Raw genomic sequence first — 20,523 nt, 5'->3', positions numbered from 1 at the left:
GTTCTCCTCCAAAAAGCTCTACTCTTCGGCTGTTGGGTTTGTGAACTTTGGACTAAAACCCCCTTCAAAAACACTAACAGGTTTAGTCCCTATAGTATCTTTAACAGCTTTAGCCCGCACCTCTTTGCTTCTCTTTATTGCCTCGAACATAGTGTTATAAGCCCTTTTCTGCGCTTCAGCACGAATTGCAATCCCATCTTTTTTAATTTTAATTCCATCAATTTTTGCCGCTAAGTATTTTCTTTGCTCTAAAGAAATACTGGGATCTCCCATCCCCTTTTCAAGATTTCTCTGTGCTTTGTCTAAATTATCTAAAGTTTCCAGTCCTGCATACGAAGTCAAATACGCTCTAAATACTATTTCCTTTTCATTTAAAGGCAACAACATTACGTCTTTCATCCATTCTTTAGTCACTATCAAATCCGACCGAGAGAGTTTAGCCTGATCCTCAGAAGTAAACTCTCCTCCATTCTCAAGCTTTCTTATTATTGGATCGAGCACTACCTCTTCTTGCCTTTTTTTAATATCCGCATACATCTGAACTTCATTAATTGTTGGCTTCTTCCAGTTTATGGAACCACTACCCTTTATAACAACATCTCCCAGGAGCCCAGCTATATAATCTCTTGTTGTATTACCCACGCCTCCAGCTTCTTCGCTTTCTAGATATTGTCCTATCACGCTGTAGCCTTCTTCTCCACTGCCTATTTGCCCAGAACCTTGATATTTATTTAATCCGCTTGCCCAGTCTTCTTTATTGACATGATCGTTAGTGAGTCTATTTGCTTCCTTTATGTCACTTGGATCTTGTTCGCTTCTGTATCTATTACGGGCTACATTCCTAAGACTTTGCCCTAAATTTGTTGCGAGTTGTTGTTGTCTTTCGCAACTTGCATACTGCATTTCCATGCTCATATTACTCATGGCTTTCAGGTGTTTCACGATATCGGCAAGCGTAGGAGAAATATACTCCAACAAAAGTATGGGTGCGCTACTAATTGCTCCCCCTTTCAAAGCTTCCCAGTAGCGATCAAGCGCCTCTTGATTTAATGTGTTTTTTAAATTTACTTCCCAATCAAATCTGCCGCATCCAGCTTCTACATTTGTATGAATTTCAATTAATTTTTCAGCGGGTCTATATGGCGGCGCATAATCCACTCCACCGCGATAAACAAACCCGTCTTTATCTTTATTATAATACTGATAATATTCTATGTTTGTGCTTTTTGCCTCTGCATCGTCCCACAGATCCGCAAAAACAATAGAGCATGAAAAAACTATAATTAAAGTAACAAAAGCAAGTAATTTAAGCATGAGCTTTTTCTCCTTTTACTTATACAACAGATAAACTTTTGATTTTAGACATTTTATTTTCACTTAACCCTTCATAATAAAACATAAAGCGTAATAAGGCGGTCTGTTTTCATGTGCAGCATTTCCACCAGTTGAACCAGTATTATTAACTCTGGCTGTCATATAATTAGCCGCAGAGTTAAAAGTAGCATTACCTTTATGCCATGTCTCATTATAGGAATGTGAATGTGCAGGCATTTCAGCAATAGTTAAAGTATGGGTATTCTCCCCACCTGTTGCTCCTACAGCATAAGAAGATCCTGCTCCTACAATAAATCTATCTCTTAAGTCCGGCGTACCGTTTGTTCCATCACATAAATCCCAGCCACTAGGAGCACTAGCGCCTGACCACATTGCTATGGTCCCGGACGGCACACCTGTCATATCGCTTACCCAAGTACTAAGCTGCCTGATATATACGTCATCTGCACTAATTCTGTGTACATAACTTGTTCCAGTCGGGCTTAAATCCAATAGGTATGTATTGTTTGTATCGTCATAAATTTTCCCCTGCGTGTAAACATCCCCTTCTAATGTCCTTTGTTCCTGCGTAGCAGCAGCTAATCTATGAAGCAAGTTATCATGAGAGGATTCGCTTCCTGGCAGGGGTACAGTACTTGATATGGTTTCTACTACTACTACGGCTTGTGGTAATACCTGAGCTGCCGCATTTATATAAGCAGCGGGGATGTTGCTTTGAACAGTAAAGGCGTCTGCTGTTGAGCTTACACTATAAGCATTTCCAAAAGAATTATTAGCCGTCCATGAAGAATCCAGATACCCGGCAGTCTGCAGCGCTGTAATATCTGCTGGCCAGGTACTATTTGCAACATAATACCACTTAGCAGCGTCCTGAATATGTTTTGTTTCTACAGCCGTTTTTTGCGCTGCCTTTGTATTCATTAGAGTAATAGCTCTGGGAGTAGCTACCATAGCCAGCACCCCTAGAACAGCCATTACTATGGCAATTTCAACAAGTGTAAAAGCTTTTTTATTCTTCATATAAATGTTGTTTATCATAAACAGCCTCCCCCACTTCTCCCATTTCAAGGGTTTTTGTTAAAGACAATGTAACATTTGGCGGATTACTAATTATTCTGAATTGTGAACCCAATCTACTAGCTGTTAGAATCCCTGAAGGAATATCCGTCTGTACCGTAAAAATCATGTTATTAGATGATAATGTGTATCCGTTTCCAAACATATTTGTTGCCTGAAAATTCGCAGGCAAATAACTGGCTATATCAGTCAGAGTTGTTGGCCATGATCCTTGATCTTTTCTGTGCGCATCACTTGCATCCGCAATAGCCGCCATTGATTTCACTACAGCTCCTGCTTTTGCCACCTTTATCCTCTGATGCGCTGTACCCGCGATAATTATTACCAATACTCCTAAAATTACTATAGATATAGCCAGTTCAAGAAGCGTAAACCCATATTTAGAACGTAACCGTAAATGTCGTGGTAGCATAAACTGCTCCTTCACTCTTTGTATTAAACGTTCTTACCAGATCTGCGCCTGCATTTGCCGGTACATCGGTAGCAGCGATATCAACTTTAGTTGCATCCGTATTAACGGCTACCGTATAATCTCCTCCCCATGGATTTGAAGCTGTTCCAGAAAAGTTTGCGGGCAGATGTCCCTCGGTAACCAGAACTGCAACACTAACTCCAGTAAAAGTTGTCCTGCCAGCACTTACATATCCTAACGCTGCGGCATGCAGTCCCCCGATATCTCCTTTTGCTCTTGAGATATTTGCCTTATCACGCATTCCAAACGTAGGAATTAATACACCAATAAGTATGGCGATGATCACCATTACAATCGCCAACTCAATCAATGTAAATGCTTTGCGATTAATTGATCTCTTCATCATTCTTTTCTCACCCCCTTTTTTCATTATTTTAAAGTACTTATATTCTCTATATTTGTTACATTTGAATATATTGGCACAAAGAACGAAAACAGCACTCCAACCACCAGTAATGCCGCTATTATAATCATTACTGGCTCTACCAATTTAGTTAAAATAATAAGCTTGTCTCGTACTTTCCCTCTATAATACTCAGCCACACTTAAAAAAGATTCACCAAGCGCTCCTCTTTTTTCTCCTCTGGCTATAACATCATACACTTGCGGGGGAAAGAATCCGTCATTAAGCACTTCGCCAAAAGACCCACCCATCAAAAGTCTTTCTCTAACTTTATTGAGTTTTGCGCATATATATTTATATGGCATGCTCTCAACAACAATACTTAAGCTATCCAGGACAGGGATCCCTGCTTCTGCCAGCAAACCAAGATTATGAAATGCTCTTGAAATAGCGGTTTCTTTTGCCATCACGCCAACCAGCTTTATCTTGTAGATAATTTCATAGAATTGTTGGGAAAACCGCTCTTTAAGAACGCCTATAAAATAACATAAGCCAAAAAAAGATATAATTATAAGCCACCAAAATTTTCTTAACACAAAAGAGAGAAATAAAAGCCCTTTTGTCATGAAGTTTCCACCGCCGCTGATTGCAAAAAGTGGCTCTAGCTTAGGAATTACATAAAACCCAACAAATATAACCACTATAAACAAAAAACTAATTACAACTAGAGGGTATGTTGCAGCGCGCTTTAACTCTGATACGAACTCTTGCTCTACTTTGTATGTCTCTGCCAAATCTCTCAACGACTTAGATAAATCGCCGCTTTTCTCCCCAACCCTAACAGCTGCAATGCTGATTTTAGGGATAACGTTCGTTCTCCCTAAAGCATCTGCCAGAGTAAATCCGTTTCGTATGCTCTCATCAACAAGAACACAAACTCTCTTTACCATACTATCCACCGTGGTTTCACGCATCATCTTAAGACTCGCAAGTAGATCCATTCCCATATTTAAGCACTTACCTAACTCTCCAAAAAAGTCAATTAAGGCGCTTCTGCTCAACTGTCGTCTTTTAAAAAGCAATGATAAACTCTTAACTATATTTGGATATAGGGATAAAATCTGATAGTTTTTCTTTATTAATCCTTTCTTAACGCTTCTATGCGAAGCTCCTTCTATGTTTCCCGCAACTATTATCCCAGCACTCGAAACAGCTCTATAACAAAACGATAACATTGTTACATTACTCCTATCACTCTTTTAATTTCCTCAACACTTGTTTTTCCTTGTTTCAAGATATCCATTGCATCTTCAAGTAATGTTCTATATCCCTGCTTTTTTGCAGCTTCAATAAGTTTATCAATATTAAAAGAATTAGATATAACGGATCTTATTTTATCATTTATTATAAATACTTCTGATGCGGCTGTTCGCCCTTTATACCCCTTACCGTTACATTTCTCGCAGCCTTTCTTGCTGGCTTTGTATATTTTCACATCTTTAATGTCTATCCCTTTATATTTACTGGGATCATCTTTCTCTTTGCAATTCGGGCAGAGAACTCTGATCAACCTTTGCGCAACAACAGCCAAAAGAGAACTTGCAAGATTCCACCTGGAAACACCCAGATCCAGAAATCTCGATATAGAGTCTATTGCGCTGTTTGTATGCAGTGTTGTAAAAACCTTATGGCCTGTCATTGCAGCTCGTATAGCTTCCTCAGCAGTTTCTTTATCCCTGATTTCACCTATTAATATTATATCCGGGTCATGCCTTAGAAACCTTCTTGATGCTTCAGGGAACGTTATTCCGGCTTTTTCATTTATTTGAACCTGCTGCACCATGGATATATCAATTTCAATTGGATCTTCAATCGTGATAATCTTGATTTTTGGTCCTCTTAATTCCTGAAGTATTGAATATAGAGAGGTCGTCTTGCCGCTTCCAGTAGGCCCTGTAAAAATTACCATGCCATACGGGAATTCAATCACTTTTTGTATTTTGTTATAGCTATCCTTTGAAAAACCAAGCTTGCTAAGAGCTGACAAAGACCTCTCTCTGTTGAGCAGTCGCAAAACTATAGAGGCCCGCTCTCCATGTTCAGTAGGAATTGAAGAAAGCCTTACATCTACTTTCCTTTTCATGGTGGTTTCTATACTAAACTGCTTATCCTGAAACTTGCCGAATTCTGAAACCGTCGCTTTCCCCATGCTATAGAGCACATTTACTAAGCGATTATGCCTACTAATTGAAATAGGTTTCTCTTCATATAAGATACCATCTATACGAATCCTTACTCTTGTTATAGACCCCTCCGGCTCAAAGTGAATATCTGTTGCATCACTACTTATTGCTATACTTAAAATCCTATGCACAAACTCTCTAATTTCTCCCTCTTCATGATCCACTCCACTCTTCTGCATCAGGCTGATTTGTTTCTCAATAGTTTTTTTATCGCTTGTCGTTATCTCCGAATAGAGTGACTCAATATTTGCTGGCGTTGTAAGCAGTCTTTTATAACTTAGATACCCTTGTTCTATTAAATATTTAATTACCAAATCATCGCTTGGATCTGAAATAACAAAACATGTGCTTCCTTTATGCCTGATTGGCACAACAGACTTCTTTCTAAGAACGTTAATATCTAAACGATCCAACACCTTGTTATCAATCAAACCAACCGGAAGGGTATTTATATATTCATAGCCTATCTGACCAGCCAGGGCTAAATATACGCTTTCTTCAGAAGCAAAATGCTTTTCTATTAATATATCGCCCAGCGCTTTTCCTGTTTGTTTTTGTTCATTAAGCGCGACTGCAAGGTTTTCTTCCGAAACCTCTCCCTGCCCTAAAAGCCATTGCCCTAACGGAATTGTATGCGCTCTTTTTACCATCACCACGATATCCTTTCGATAATCTTGCCTGCTTTTATCACAACATAATCTGTTGCAATTTTTTCTACTTTATAACCCTCAAAAAGATCCCCTTCTTTAACTGTAATTTCTCTATCATTAAATGAAATCATGGCATAGTTCACATTCTGCTTTTTAAACACCATTTTAAGATATGCTTTTGATAACCAATTAACATCCTCTCCTTCTTTGCCTTGACTGCTTCTAATCTTCTGCCTTTGATAAACGCGTCCTGCCTGTCCACCATTCGTGCTTTCAAAATCTTGCATTTGCGCTTCGATTCCTCTGATTTCAATTTCGTATTTCTTCTTCTGCGCTTTTATCTCAAGCAATTTGAGCTGCTTCTCCTCTGTTGAAATCTCCTCTTCTAGCTTGATTAACGGTTTTGTGTCGTATATTTTTTTGCTTTCCTCAGCTTGCTTTTGCTGTTCTTCGCATAGCCCTATACTTGGTATAATCATCCCTAATGCAACGAACATTCCGGCGATCCAAAAAACTCCTTTTTTTCTCATATTACCCTCCTAAAATTATTGACAGTTTTTCCAGCCCATACAAATCAAAATTAAGAATATATTTCCCACTTATTATTCTTAATTCCTTAATTAACACAGGGTATTTCTGTAATATCTCTAGAATATAAGTAGAACTTATAATATTCCCCCGTGTTATCTCATAGGTAAATTGTAATCCTAATTTCTTAACGCCAGGAAGCTCGCTATTGACAACATAATCAAGCGTAGGGACCCTTTCTTCCTGGACTTTTGTCTCCGTAAACTTTTTCTTCCCTACATCTTTAACAACTGAACCGACAGCTTGTAACCCATAATTGATTTTAAGCAATTCGCAAAATTGCGAAAGCTCTTTGCAAAGCTCATTAAACAATACATCTATACTCTTTCCTTTTTCTGCTTTAGGTAACGTTCTAATTCTTTCCATGCTTTTTTTAAGCGCAAAAAGCTCAACCTTTGAACTTTTTATGTTCTTCTTCAAATCTATATCTCTATAGAAAGTATTAATGGTGTAAAATCCGGCTAAAAAAGCCGCAATTATAAACATAATTCCCAGTAATTTAAACTTATTCCACATATGACACCTTTATCCCTTGCTTTCCTTTTACAATTGTCGCTTCTATCTTTGCTGTTTTCATAACACCCCTGATTCTTTGAATTAACCCTGGCTCTTTTAAAATAGGGGGTTTTTCAAAATATGCGTTTAGATAAATCTCTCCGGACTTATTTTTAATATTTGCAAATGGAATGAATTTGTTTCCAAAGATAAATTGTAATTTTTGAACAATAGGCAATATATCTATATTATTTGCCTCTATTATTGCTTCATATCTTTGTTGTGTTAGAATAATATTCTCCACTTTAATCTTTCTTTTTGTGTCATTTAGAATTTTTAATTTATCGGTGTTAACCTGGAATCCATGTAAAAACCAAACGCTTACTGCAAGCATTGCTAGTGCAATAGTTCCGGCAACTGCCATAAACTTTCTGTCCTTTTTAAGCTGTTTGTTTTTCTCTTCCCTTGCTATTTCTTCCGGATACCTGAATGGCTTTATATCCTCAACATGTGCCAACCCTTTTAGCGATAAATGCGTTGGTACAACGGCAATATCCCCTGCGCCAAAAAGGTTGTCTTCCAACGCCATGTTACCAATTTCCTGACTATTCGTTACTAAATGAAAGGGCATATCGGTAATTTGCGTGGCTGACATTTTTTTCTGTATTCTTATTATATCGCTTATCAATACTTCTGGATTCATTGAAATAAAATCGCAAAAATATATTCTCTGGCCACAAAAGCCGACCGCAAATCCCTCGCTCTCGCTCCATTTTTCTATATAGACGGTTCTTTTCTCTTCTAGGTTTGGAATCTTTTCTATTTTAATTCCTTTTATTACTACAGGCGCGATGGGATAGACTCCTTCTATCTTTCCCATATTGCTTATTTTATTCATTGTATCTCTGGTTATTGTTGAGATTGCCCAAAGCTGAGCTTCTGCTGGCTGTACAGCAGAAATGTCAACGTCTCTTAATTCCACGCTTGACGGCTCTGTAGAAACTTGCGAGTCATGATCCGCAACACCTACAACTATCTTCTTTTTTTCGAAATTTATTCGGCTTAACTTATCTGATTCAACAACTTCTACTTTCCCTGAATCGTCTTCAATCAAGCACCATTTTCCATATACAATTCGCATCTATGTAATCTCCTTATGACACAATTATTGGCGTGATCATAATAACCAGTTCTGATCTTGTTACATCCCTTTCTGTATATCCAAAAGCCTTCCCGATGAAGGGAATCCGGTTAAAGAAAGGAACTGACTGATCTGTATATTTTTTGTCTTTAGATATAAGCCCGCCAAGAATTATTGTATCTCCGTTTCTTATTCTAACTGTTGTGGTCATTGCTCTGATTGTCTGTTCTGGAGCTTCTATAGTTGTGCCACCCATCTGTATTTGTCGAATCTGCTCAATAGTTGTCAAGACAGGAGATATATTTACGTATATTTCTCCGCTTTCATTTATCCTTGCCACAACAAACATTGTGATTCCTTCCTGAACGTCTGATGTCTCAATAGTATAAGACTCCCCAGTATCAGTAACAGATCTGGTTGAACTTGCAATATATGTCACAATTCTGCCTACCTGAATTACTGCCGGTTGATTATTTAAGACCATTTGCTTTGGCTGAGATAAAATAGAAACCTCTCCTTGCTCCTCAAGCAGCTTGATTAGTGTTTGTATGCCTCTTCTTGAATCTCCTGATCCTGCGTTTGGCCCCTGAGCATTTAAAACAAATCCGTTGGATACTGCATCTGTAAAGTTACCTGAAATAGTTAGGTTACCAACACCCAAAGCTGAAACTTTCTTTGTAATTGCTCCCCAGTCGATACCCGTTTCCTTTGTATGGCTCAATGACACATCAATTAACTTTACTTCTAGCAGAACCTGCCTGGATAGCTCCCTATTAACATTTGTTATGTACTGCGCAATGTTGTCCAGGATGTATCCATAATCCTTTACAATAATTAGCCCTGCTCCCTTGTTTACAATATATTTCCCCTTCTCAGATATAAAAGACTTTAAATTAGCGTCAATCTCGTCCCATACAGACATATCTTCCACTTCTGTCTGCACGGTAATCGTGGCCCCAATTTTAGCTTTTGTTTTTGTTGTTTCACTCCCTGAGCCGCTTTCGGTCTCTTTTGTCTCGGTCTCGTTAGATATTTTGTTTATAAAACCATGCGCTAATGATGGCAGCACAACGCGGAATGTCTTTGTGTCAAAAGCAAAAACTACTATTTTATCTCTTCTTACCTTCCACGAATATCCCAGCGGAGTAACAACCGATGTTAAAACCGATCCTAAAGGCTGTTCTTTTACATTTATTGAGATAAGTTTTTTTGTACTAACTCCTTCGCCTAATACCAGAACAAATTCGTCTGACAACAGAGTTTCTAAAAGCTTCTGTAATTCAACGTCCATACAGCGTAAACTTACGCTCTTTTCTAATTTCTCTACAGTAATATTAAATTCAGGTTTGCTTACCTCTGTTTTTGCCTGGTCAACTTCGTCTATTAGCCCGGTCCACCTATCCATATCAGGTCTTTTGACCGATGTTGGCGGCGCAGGCGCCTGGAGCTGCCCTGAATCGTCTATCTCTTTTATTTTTGCCTTAATATCTGCGTTTTCAGAGAGAGCGTCACTCTGGGCGTCTTTTATGTCTTCCTTCTTAAACTCTAATTTATCCTCTTTGCCCTCAATTTCTTCCCGCATTGCCTTATCCTTTTTAGGCTTTGATACAGGCACTGCTCCTGTGGTATCTTTCTCTTTTACTACCCCAGGGCCTGCCATATCCGCTCGTCTGTTTGCTTTAATGTATATCGGCAACACAATGTCATTATCTTTATCAATCTCTAGCGCTTTTTTTGCTGCATCCCGCGCCCCTGCATAATCTTTCTTTTTGTATTTTTCGATAGCTTCTGTGACATACCCGTCCAACTCTCTCTGTTTCTCCTCTTTTTCTTCAGTAGAGGCCATTAGCCTTTTCGCTACCATCTGTTTTGCAAGATTATCCTTTGCTTTTCTCTCGTATTTTGTTGCCATGCTATCTCCGGGTACATTCTCATGGAGCAAATTGCATATCTCTACAACTTCTTTATATTTCTTCTGTTCCCATGCCAGTTTCAACTCGCTCTTTAATGTTCTAATTTTTATCCTGCTGGCTTCCTTTTCTTCTTTCCCTGAGATATCTTCTAACCTTGAATCTGATTTTGTCCATATTGATTTTGCTTTTTTGTTGCTTCTGTCTATCTGCAAAACATGCTCTGCAGCTCTTTCTGCTTTCTTATAATTCTTGTTCTTATATTCCGCTTTTGCCTGATCTAAATAGCTTCTAATTGCTCTCTCTTTATTTATTTTTGTCTCTTGCTCCTGTCTTTGCCTTTCTTCTTCTTTCTTCTCTTTTAACGCTGTCTTCGCTTTTTCCTTTAATTTTACCGTTTCTATCTCACTATCGTCTATCTTGAGAACCTCATCGCAAAGAGCTATTACAAAATCATACTCGTTGCTCTTCATTTTCTGTCTGGCCTGATTCATTAAATTTTCGATTAGCGCTTGCTTTGCTTTTTCTTTCTTTTGTTTTTCAGCTTCCTTATTCTTAGCCGCTTCCTTTTTTGCTTGCTCTTTAATCTTATTTAACTTAGCTTCTGCTTTTACTTTTAATTTAAGAGCTTTTTTGTTCAGGGCTTTTCCATTCTCTAGGTTTGTATTAAGAACTTGTTTGCATAAATCTACTACGTTCTCATAGTGCTCCCCCTTATACTGAACCTTTGCTCTTTTTATGAGCCCCTTAATCTCCTTATTTTGTTGCTTTGTTATCCTTGTCTCGTTTTTCTTCGTCAGACTTTCCGCGCTTGTGGTCATCGTTGTACCACAAGTCAGCATCATCAGACTGACTACCAACACCGTAAAGACTCTTGATCGCGTTATCAACATCTCGTACTCCTTTCTCGTTTTGTTCTGGTTTTAATCCGCCTTCCCCTATTGGATAGGCGAAATGTGTTCTCCATTGTCCAGGCACTATTGTTACATATTCATAATGGCCTGGCACCATACAGCCTCCCACAATTCTTGGGGGGATATATATTCTCTGAACCATAGGCTTTGTCCAGTATTTGTACGGAAGCCCGCCTACGTCGTCATACTTGTACCTGTTTAAGTTATACTTTGAGCCTTCTTTGAATCCTCTTAAATAGCCGTCATCATATTCTTTTTTTACAAACAGGCGCGATGACACGCATCCCGCTGTCATTAATAAGCTGAAGGCAGCCATACTATACAATAACTTTCTAACCATTATTTGTCTCCCAAGTTTTGCGCATCAACGTACTCCATATGGATACTTTTCTTTTATCTTATTTATAGCTTTTACAATTCCGCCGTATTCCTTTATATATTTATTCAGTTCCCGGTTGTCTTTTGAATCGGATGTATAGAGCCAGTATGAAAAAGAATCCGGCACATATCGAATAATTCCGCTTACGCTCTCAGTTTTTATAAAGGCTTCTGAATATGCCCCCTTAATTGTTGTTACAGATTTTAGCTTATCAACTTCTTTCTTGCTCAGATCTAAATCAGACTGCATCCTGGCAATAACATCTCCTGACTGCCTTAACAAAATCTTATTAGCTGTATTTGCTCTTATGGCTTCCCCTGCTTTTGTTCTTGTAAAATCTGCTGTCTGCTGGGTTATGGCAATTACACTACACCCGTATTTTCTGAAAGTTCTAAACGCATTCTCCAAAAACCGCGCTGTATTCTCTGTGTTTAGAAGACTCCACGCTTCGTCAATTAAAAAGTATTTTCTCACGTTTTTTAACTTGGCTACTGATACCTGCTTTGTTATAAAATACATAATAGAAAGCAGCATTACAGATTGAAGATCCTTATATGTATCCAGAAGCCCTAATTCAAAAATAACAAAATTATTATCTATATTAATCTCTGTTTTTCCGTCAAAAAAACCGCCAAACTGATTTCCAGCCAAAAACGGAGACATCTTTCTGGCAATTAGCTTTCCCTGCGGGCTTTCTCCTAGCTTCTTAGCTACATCGGTTAAAACTATATCTTTTTTCTTTTCCTTATAAACAGCTCTGATTGATTCTTGTATTATGGCGCTTTGTTCTCTTGTAACGCGTTCCCTTTCGTCGCCTCCCGAAGTCATCTCGGAGATTAACATTACAAGGTATGAAAGACGTTCGTTGTCGAGCTCTCCGTCAAACGGATTAATACAAAGTGGCTTATTGGGATCAAATGTAATGTATGTTCCGTTATATAGGGCGCATAACTTCTTGTAAGAATCCCCTTTGTCTAACATAAATATTTGCGCGCCTATTCGTAAATTCTGGGTAATAATGTCATTTGTGAAAAAACTCTTGCCTGAACCTGTAACTCCAGCTAACAATCCATGCGCAGCTGTTTCAGAATCAAAAAAGTCGAAAAACACTGTTTCTCCACGTCTGTTTTGCCAAATTTGCGCAGGGGTTCCAGTCCCTCTAAAAGAACCATATACAGGAAGCATTTCTGCTAAATTATCAGATAGCAACGTTCTCCCTCTGCATATGAATCTTTCGTATTTATCACTGAAATTAAAAGGCAGACACTGTAAAAATAAGCTGGATCCTATAACGTCCTCTCTAACTCCTTCTGCAAATACCTTGTGTATCATGTTGTTGATCTCGTTGCATAGATTTTCCAACACATCTTCCTTTTCTGGTGATACCAGTTTCTCACGCACAAGAAACTGAAACCTGCAATTCACAACCCGCTTTCCACCATGTATTCTAGACATTGTCTCATCCATTTCTTTTGCGCTTATCTCTGCATCTACAGACTTATGACCAAGAAGGTTAAATCGCTGAAGGTGCATTAAGCCCCGCTGCTTTCCCATTCGAGAAACTGCCTTCTTCTGGTCCTCAATTTTTACATTCAAAACCAACGTAAAATCCTGTATTAAGTCAAGCATGCTTACGCTCTTTCCTCCGGTTTCAAATTCTCCTGTGAGCATACCGGGGAACGTTTCCTTTGGCAGGGTTTTCATGGATACTATATTGTACTGCACTCCTTCAAACTTGGGACCGTAGCCGTTGGTCTCAACACTACTGAATAATACCTGGTCCCGAATGAATCTATCAGGATCATAATTAACGTCCTTAATCCCCTTATATCTTGCAGGATTCAGCATGTTATACACCAGCTTAACCAATGTCTCAGGCGGACTCTTTCTAAAGCCTATATCCGCGTTTTTAAACACTCCTTCACATATATTACACTTCTTCTCTAAGCTTATTTTGTTTTGCTCTGCTATATCCTTAATTCCGCCTTTAATTTCGTTTCCTATAAAGCCTTTTATTTTTTCAATTATTGTAAAGTTTGCAAGATTAGATGTTTCCCATATTGTAAAAAACAGCCTGATTCTCTTGGTATAAAATTCCCCTTGCTTTGGTAGTAGGTTCTTTTTTGTCCCTTCCCTTAATCTCCCAATCTTGGACTTAATAGCTTCTCTAATTACCTGAGTAGTATCTGAGCCGGTTTTTTTTGTATATTCTCCAAGTTTGTCTTCAACATCATCATCGCACATTAAAATAAACTGCATTGCTGTTTCTTCTGGCAAGCGTAAAAACAATGTTTCTAAGTTCTGCGCAACATATTCCAGTGATTTTTCATCCATTAGATCCGATGAGAGACACTCAATCTCATACATCTGCCCAATAGCCCCATCAATAAGCACATAATAGCCGTCTTCGTATTCCAGCCATGGCAGATAGTTGATAAAACTGTCTGCGTCTTTATATATCCTGGATAGCTCTTTCATTGTTACCATCTACTTTTTTTCTCCCATACCGCTTAGATCTATTTTTTTGGGGATCAAGGCCTTCGGCCTTTGGCTTCCTTCTTCCTTTTGAAGCTCCCAGCCCCCAGGTGTTAGCAGCATAAATACCCAGTGCCCGCTTACCAGCACATTTGGGTTCTTTTTTGATATGTAATCTGGAATCCAGACTTTAATTGTTTTTGGGGCTGACACTATCGGTACATATGGGGTTACATATCCTAAGCCTGTTTTTTTGTGCAGCCCGTCTTGAGTATCTCTAATTTTCTCTATATCTATTCTTGCTGTTGATTTTTCATATATGTCTTTTACTGAACGCTCATCCTGTACATGAGCGCAGCCGCACATTGAAACAATTGTAATTAAAACTAATAATTTGCCGGTTGTTTTCATGATGCTAATACTCCTCTTCCATGTACCTGTCATACTTCTCTAATTTATATCCCTTTATTTTTATTGATTTTGTCATAACCACTGTTATCTTTCGGCCTGCTGCTACATATACAACAGGGATTAATTGCTCAAGCTGCCCCATATAATAGTCTGACATTCTTTGCGCTGCTGCTGAAAGTCCGCTATAAGCTGCATAGTCCCCTGTCGCTTTTTTGTTTATATCTTGTACTATCTGCCCTTGTCCGCCTATTGTTGTTTGTGTTTTCCCCATTGCCAGCGCTTCCGCAGCTCCCCCAAGATAACCTGAAAACAGGGCGTTCCAAATTAATCTTCCTGTGTTTTTGATTACTTTCCCTTTTAGCCCAAGAGCCGCATCTTCTCCTGCCAGATATCCCAGGTTCCCTTCCTCATTAAATGTTTTGCCGTCCTTCATTACTACTGATATTTGCTGTAACTGCAAAATTGCCCTTTCAGAAACCAACTCTCCTGTTGCCTTACACAGCCCAAAAATACCTTCAAGAGGCACCTTGCTCTTATTTGGACCAATAAAAGCATCGTCCATTCTTATAAGTACCGGCAACGGCCTGCTTGAATCAGCAGGAGCGTAAACACCTGAAAGAAGCGTACAGTCAACAAAAGATCCGGCAGGAAGCATAAGAAATTCTTCCTCTTCTGGAACTACTTCTTTTTTTTCTTCCTCTTTTTTAACCTGAAATACAGTTATTTTCGTAGCCATTGATCCCCGTGGCACCTTATACTCCCCTGTTTTTGCTTCTCCTTCAAATACTGGCCTTTCTTCCCCTAAATATCTTTTCCCGTCTGCCTTCAATCCACTAATCGGTCTTCCTGTTAGTTTTTGAATTGCCTCATTCAAGTCACTTACAACTCTTTTAATAGTAGCCATGTCTTTGCTTGTGCTTCTTCCTTCCTCTTTAAGTTCTTCGACTGATTTATTTATATCTTCCAGCGAATTCTCAAAGCCCTGTGTTTGTCTTTCCTGTTCTTCAACCCGAGCGGCTACTTCACCATACATTCCATCAAGTCTTTTAACATAAGCTTTCTTGTCGATTTCTTTATCAAAAAACACACCGCTTTTTTCTGTTTTTTCCTCTATTTTTGTCCCAGTGGTTTTTTCTTCTGGTCTTTCTTCATAATCAGGGGATCTGAACCAGACCAATACTAATACAACCACAGCAGCTCCTATAACATAAGCTCGATTTTTAAAAATTCGAGGCTTCTTTTGAAATTCCTTCCAATATTTTTTGGCAATTTCCAAAACATCCAAGATGTTCAATTTCTCTTTCCTATTCTTAATATTCTCTTTTTCTGTTTTCTTTTCTTCTTCTATCATTACTCTATCACCATATATACTTTACACACCCAGCCAGCTCCCTGCCCTCTTTTTTCCAACATTTCTCTTTCAGATGTTACTGCCAATAAACCAGGGAAATATATCTCCTGAACAGGCACCATCACGGGCGTTTTTGTAGATCTGTTCTCTGCATGAAGCACATAACCATGATAAAGCACCATATCGTAAATTTTTATTAGTCTCAGCCGGATATACTTATCTTCATATACAACCTCGCCCCCACCTTCTCTTACGGTTGCTTCGGGAATAAACCTTCTTTCCACCATATCTGCTATGAAACTCAAATGGTCGTATGTTTTTCTTTTTTTTATTATTCTTTCCAGCTTATTTTGTGCTATGTCTGTCTTTGTCCTTATATATACCTGTACATCCCCGGCTTCTTCTACTGTTCTTAAATCCAACGGCATGCTGGAGCCATCTTCAAAACATACAAACATCATTACATTGACCATAGTAAAAGGCTTTAAAAACAACTTGTTGTCTTTGCTTTCTATAGAAACTTCCTCGCGAGAGAACCCAACAATCGTATCTCTCACCTGCTTTAAAAAACCTACCTCTGTTAGTTCTCCTACAACCAGATTGATTCTTACAGGCTCTCCTTTACAAAACACCTCTCTTACGCCTGCGTTTGCGTGACCAGAGATCAATAACAATAGACAAAAGAAAACCACTGTAATCTTAAATTTGTTCAAATTAGATTTGTTCATAGTTCACCACTGTTATCCCGTATGGGTTTCCCTCTGTTGGCGGAACTAGCTGCATCTCCACACTGAAAGCTACGTCCTTTTTGCTTAACTCTTCTCTGCCCATATAGACAACCCTTTCCCCTTTTAATGTTAATCTATAAATCCTTTTTCTTCCTTCTCCTTTAATTTCCAATAATCCCTCTTCCTTTATTGAAAACAGCGATGATATGCTGTCGTTTTTTATTCTCGGCAGTTCTTTTGCCATTCTAGCTTCGCTTATGGACAATAATCTTGGAGACATGTATTTCTTGATAGCAGTATAAGCGTCATCAACCGTGGCTGGGGTTATGTTCGCCATATTCATAATGAAATACGCTCCAAATGCTTTTATTGCAGAGTTGGGAATATCGTTTGGCTTTGCCAGGCCGGCTACGGATTGCGAAGGGATGTAGTATATAGGGGTCGGTCTTATTGTTACCTTTAACAACGCATATCCTAACACGGCGCTTAAAAGAATTAGAAAAATTATGATAATGTTTAAACGGATGTTTCTTTCATACAGATCTCCCCAAAACTCCCAGTATTTTTTTGCCATTAGTACATCTCCTCTTCGTGCCAACAGCTATATAATCTTTTCTTCTTTAGAAAAACCCATGCCCTATGTGGGGGTAATAAACCTTTGGTTTTCAGCCCGTATTTATATAACTGATGTACAAGATATCCAGCCGGCTTTCCCGCCTTTAGTTTTCGCAAAACAAAAACAAATATCACACATACAAATATAGCCATCCCTGCCGACATTGCCAAAACAAACATACATACCCCAAGCAACATGATTGCAAACGCAATATCTTCCGGCTCCATACCCAATATAAGCATAGGCTTGTCTATGTCTCTATTACACTTAGTAGCCATCTTAGTTAAACAATGCCTTTGCAATTGCCGGTGCAAACGCTAAGAATAAGCCCCCCATAATACAACCAATCGCAACCCCATATCTCCCACTCATTAGCGAAATTCCCGCTGCGACAAATGCTATCATCGCCAATGTCTTGCCTATTGCACCACTCATAATTGCAGTTATTGTATTAGCAAAATCATTAAACCCCGAAATATCCTTTGATGTTGCCGCTTCGTCCGCCCCATAACACAACTGCCCAATTAGAGCAAATCCAAACAGCAACACAAAAAAACATACATAAGCGTTGCACGTCCACCCTGCCATCTTTCTGATCTTAATCATTATCATTTTTCTTTCTCCTCTGTTTTTAGTTTTCTTTTAATTACTTCCTTTAAAACACCAGCATCGCTGGCTTTCACCAGCTGCCCGCCCAGCATTATCAAAGGAGTTTTGTCCCCTTCAAGCTTTTTAAAATCGCTTATATGCGAATTGATAATACTAAGCACCTGTGCTGAATTTATTAACACTTCAACCTTTTTCTCATCACCCCCCTTTTGTTTTATTGTGCTGTAAAATTTCTTTTCTAAATCTTTGTATGTAATTTTCCCCTCAAACATCCAGTCATATATCTCATTAATCAGGTTATATCCCTCTAGTAATCCGGATACTGCAAGTTTTGAAATCTTAAGATTATCTTTATCCTCTCCAGGAACTAGCTTTAAAAACACAGCAACGTCTTTTTCTTCCATTACAATTCCCATCAGTTCTTTATATTCTTTCCCGCAGCTTCCACATAAGAAATCTATGAAAAGCTGGATCTTGATTGGCGCGTTTGTATCTCCCCTCACAAGTATCCCATCGTTTATTTTTGCCAGTTCCTCATCCACTAAAAATGCTTCCTGATCCCAGAAGTAAAACATCTCAAATTCTTTTTCCAGGTTTATTGCTCTGCCAGAAAATATCCATTCGCCGTTTGTTACCCCGGAAAATTTGCCCAGACTTACACCATCCTTTTTTATATGCGCTGCAATGTAGCGATATCCTTCTATGTCACAAGCTTTATCTTCAACTACTTCCAAGCTTATTCCTTCCATGGATTTTTGCAGTATCTTCTCCAGTTTTTTAACCGCTGTATTTGAATCAACGCTCTCGCCCGTTGCAATACTACTGACTAACGTTAACCCCATTAGTAAGACACAAATCTTTTTTAAGCATTTCATGAATTTTTACCCTTATAAAATGTTCTTTGAGAAAAAAATCCTTTACAACTTCCTCGGACAACTCGCTATTTTCTTCCCTTATTTGCTTTGTCGCTTTTTCTTTATATCCCTCTTTTTTCTTGTCGCTAAGCCCTTCGTAAATCTTTTTCATCTTGTCTTCTTCCCGCTTTTGTTCAGCCCATTTCTCTTTGTCTTCTTTCATTTTTTTTAAGTTTTTCTTTCTTTTTTCTTCTAACATGTCCTCTTTCTTTTCTTTTTTAATCTCTCTTAGTGTCCAGTCGTTTTTTACTGCCGCAAACAACATACCTGCAGGATTACTTGGTTTTGACCTCCCCACTTTTTCTACATACATCAAAATCTCTGATACAGATTTGTATCTCAATAATTCCCTGATTGCCTTTGGACCTAAATCGGATTTTTCAAAAAGAGCAATGTACTTATCCCTTATTAAATCAATTTTTTCTAAGTCTGCCCCAATAGTCCGTGGTGGATAATATTCTTCAAACTTCTCGTCATAATTGGCTTTTAAATACCAATGACCTGATTCCTTATACACAGAAAAGTCCTTTAAAAAATGCTTTTCCTTTAATTCGCTTAAATGCCCCTTTAATTTATTTGGGCTCTCCAAGTATGTCTTATCTAGAGGAATTTCGTTTGCCAATTCTTTCATGCTGCTAGCGAAATATTTACTTTTTAAGAACCGCGCAAGCAAGTACCGATATAATCGTTTTGTGAGTACGTGCCTTAGAGAAAAATAAAAAGCTGTGTTTGGAATACTCGCGTCTTTGTGAATAAACAAATTAATTAACCAGCTTGACGGGTATATCACATGAGACTCAGAGTATTTTTTGTTTTCATATTTGTCTTTAAAACAAGCCATGTCAAATATATTAAAATTGCTAACACTAAAATTTTTATCGCCCTTTTTATCATCATATCTTTGAAGGCTTATCTCAATATTCACGTCCGTTAATCGGGTTATGCTCTCCTTGATCTTTTTATGCGCTTCTTTTGCGTTTTTAATCTCTAAAATTTTATTAATTTCTTCCACTGTAAATTTTAGCGCATTACAGTCGCCTTCTTCGTTAATTTTGTTAATTATCATTGATTGCATAATGATCCAGATATCTTGGTCGAATTCTCCGGGGCACCCTAGAACCCCGGAATATTTTAATGTTAAATCTCGAACATAAGTAATATCTTCCACTTTTTTGCTAACCCGATAGTAATAGGATCTTCGCGCAGAACTTCCGTGAAAAACAAAAATTGGCAATAAGTCTACGTTTTTAAGCAGACTATTGGGAGAAGAGAACTCTTTTTGAATCATTTTCTGTGCCGTCCTTAAATTTGCCTTTATTTTTTATTTTAATTCCATTACAATCGTTTTAGCCTAGGTTACAGTCTTCGCGACTGGGGGGTGTGTTTTTCCTGTGCTGGGAACACGCCCCTTCTATTTTCCCAAGGGTGAGTAAAAACGGTCGTTTAATATAGCTTATTTTTGTTGTCATTATCTTTTTTCTAACCTTCTTTCCACTCTTTTAAGGTATCTTTCTAGCTGTTGAATAATTATTAACGAGTTCGGTAAAGAATTTTTATTTCTATAGTTCATTATTGTTTGTACACTCACTCCAACCTCCAGGGCTGCTTCTGAGAGAGTAATTTCTCCTTCATTTAGATATTTTATTAACCTCTTAACTAATCGCTCTGGTCTTGCCTTCTTCATCATCTTAATAATTATACTACTAAATTAAAATTAAAATTAGTTGTCAAGTGTTTTTTTATATAAATCTTTGCGAATTTTATAATAACCTAATCATTATATACTGTCAAGTAATTTTTATTACAAGGGCTTTAATAATTATGGAAACTAACTTTCTATGGACAACTCTTTGAGTTACCCACATCACTTGG

20 protein-coding genes are annotated in these 20,523 nt (G+C 38.2%); all 20 read right to left on the bottom strand.

The annotated features are described in order from the left end of the window. Nucleotides 1-18 precede the first annotated feature (18 nt). On the bottom strand, nt 19-1,314 hold the full coding sequence (locus tag KKC91_06995; protein MBU0478298.1) for a conjugal transfer protein TraH: 1,296 nt from the start codon (nt 1,312-1,314) through the stop codon (nt 19-21). A 63-nt stretch (nt 1,315-1,377) separates the two neighbouring features. Then, nucleotides 1,378-2,373, bottom strand: coding sequence for a prepilin-type N-terminal cleavage/methylation domain-containing protein (locus KKC91_06990; GenBank protein ID MBU0478297.1), 996 nt, complete (start codon nt 2,371-2,373; stop codon nt 1,378-1,380). Continuing rightward, entirely contained in the window at nt 2,345-2,824 is a 480-nt protein-coding gene (locus KKC91_06985; protein MBU0478296.1) for a prepilin-type N-terminal cleavage/methylation domain-containing protein, read from the bottom strand. Before KKC91_06985 ends, KKC91_06990 begins: the two co-directional genes overlap by 29 nt. After that, a complete protein-coding gene (locus tag KKC91_06980) occupies nt 2,793-3,230 on the bottom strand; it encodes a type II secretion system GspH family protein (GenBank protein MBU0478295.1) in 438 nt (145 codons plus the stop codon). The genes KKC91_06985 and KKC91_06980 overlap by 32 nt, the downstream gene beginning before the upstream one ends. 23 nt (nt 3,231-3,253) lie before the next feature. Continuing rightward, entirely contained in the window at nt 3,254-4,462 is a 1,209-nt protein-coding gene (locus KKC91_06975; GenBank protein ID MBU0478294.1) for a type II secretion system F family protein, read from the bottom strand. Nucleotides 4,463-4,464: 2 nt separating this feature from the next. Further along, nucleotides 4,465-6,120 carry a Flp pilus assembly complex ATPase component TadA gene (tadA, locus tag KKC91_06970; protein MBU0478293.1) on the bottom strand — a complete coding sequence of 552 codons (1,656 nt, stop codon included), beginning with the start codon at nt 6,118-6,120 and terminating at the stop codon, nt 4,465-4,467. Continuing rightward, the gene (gene pilP, locus KKC91_06965; protein MBU0478292.1) at nt 6,120-6,650 is read right to left on the bottom strand and encodes a type IV pilus biogenesis protein PilP; all 531 of its coding nucleotides are present in this window, start codon (nt 6,648-6,650) and stop codon (nt 6,120-6,122) included. The genes tadA and pilP overlap by 1 nt, the downstream gene beginning before the upstream one ends. A gap of 1 nt (nt 6,651) precedes the next feature. Then, the gene (locus KKC91_06960) at nt 6,652-7,224 is read right to left on the bottom strand and encodes a hypothetical protein (GenBank protein MBU0478291.1); all 573 of its coding nucleotides are present in this window, start codon (nt 7,222-7,224) and stop codon (nt 6,652-6,654) included. Next, nucleotides 7,214-8,344: a hypothetical protein gene (locus tag KKC91_06955; protein MBU0478290.1), complete on the bottom strand. Its 1,131-nt coding sequence runs from the start codon at nt 8,342-8,344 to the stop codon at nt 7,214-7,216. The genes KKC91_06960 and KKC91_06955 overlap by 11 nt, the downstream gene beginning before the upstream one ends. A 13-nt stretch (nt 8,345-8,357) precedes the next feature. After that, on the bottom strand, nt 8,358-11,147 hold the full coding sequence (locus KKC91_06950; protein MBU0478289.1) for a hypothetical protein: 2,790 nt from the start codon (nt 11,145-11,147) through the stop codon (nt 8,358-8,360). 385 nt (nt 11,148-11,532) lie between these two features. Further along, a complete protein-coding gene (locus KKC91_06945; GenBank protein ID MBU0478288.1) occupies nt 11,533-14,034 on the bottom strand; it encodes a TraC family protein in 2,502 nt (833 codons plus the stop codon). Continuing rightward, nucleotides 14,035-14,466 carry a hypothetical protein gene (locus KKC91_06940; GenBank protein ID MBU0478287.1) on the bottom strand — a complete coding sequence of 144 codons (432 nt, stop codon included), beginning with the start codon at nt 14,464-14,466 and terminating at the stop codon, nt 14,035-14,037. Beyond that, complete coding sequence (locus tag KKC91_06935) at nt 14,438-15,784, bottom strand: hypothetical protein (protein MBU0478286.1); 1,347 nt, start codon at nt 15,782-15,784, stop codon at nt 14,438-14,440. Before KKC91_06935 ends, KKC91_06940 begins: the two co-directional genes overlap by 29 nt. Continuing rightward, a complete protein-coding gene (locus tag KKC91_06930) occupies nt 15,784-16,512 on the bottom strand; it encodes a type-F conjugative transfer system secretin TraK (protein ID MBU0478285.1) in 729 nt (242 codons plus the stop codon). Before KKC91_06930 ends, KKC91_06935 begins: the two co-directional genes overlap by 1 nt. Beyond that, the gene (locus tag KKC91_06925; protein MBU0478284.1) at nt 16,499-17,086 is read right to left on the bottom strand and encodes a type IV conjugative transfer system protein TraE; all 588 of its coding nucleotides are present in this window, start codon (nt 17,084-17,086) and stop codon (nt 16,499-16,501) included. The genes KKC91_06930 and KKC91_06925 overlap by 14 nt, the downstream gene beginning before the upstream one ends. After that, entirely contained in the window at nt 17,086-17,406 is a 321-nt protein-coding gene (traL, locus tag KKC91_06920; GenBank protein ID MBU0478283.1) for a type IV conjugative transfer system protein TraL, read from the bottom strand. Before traL ends, KKC91_06925 begins: the two co-directional genes overlap by 1 nt. Nucleotide 17,407: 1 nt before the next feature. After that, the gene (locus tag KKC91_06915) at nt 17,408-17,740 is read right to left on the bottom strand and encodes a hypothetical protein (protein MBU0478282.1); all 333 of its coding nucleotides are present in this window, start codon (nt 17,738-17,740) and stop codon (nt 17,408-17,410) included. Beyond that, nucleotides 17,737-18,612: a thioredoxin domain-containing protein gene (locus KKC91_06910; GenBank protein ID MBU0478281.1), complete on the bottom strand. Its 876-nt coding sequence runs from the start codon at nt 18,610-18,612 to the stop codon at nt 17,737-17,739. Before KKC91_06910 ends, KKC91_06915 begins: the two co-directional genes overlap by 4 nt. Beyond that, complete coding sequence (locus tag KKC91_06905) at nt 18,557-19,939, bottom strand: replication initiator protein A (protein ID MBU0478280.1); 1,383 nt, start codon at nt 19,937-19,939, stop codon at nt 18,557-18,559. Before KKC91_06905 ends, KKC91_06910 begins: the two co-directional genes overlap by 56 nt. A gap of 180 nt (nt 19,940-20,119) precedes the next feature. Then, nucleotides 20,120-20,338: a hypothetical protein gene (locus KKC91_06900; protein MBU0478279.1), complete on the bottom strand. Its 219-nt coding sequence runs from the start codon at nt 20,336-20,338 to the stop codon at nt 20,120-20,122. Between the last annotated feature and the right edge of the window lie 185 nt (nt 20,339-20,523).

It is taken from the genome of bacterium (assembly GCA_018812485.1).
Lineage (GTDB): Bacteria > JAHJDO01 > JAHJDO01 > JAHJDO01 > JAHJDO01 > JAHJDO01.
This window is presented reverse-complemented; position numbering and strand designations above follow the sequence as displayed.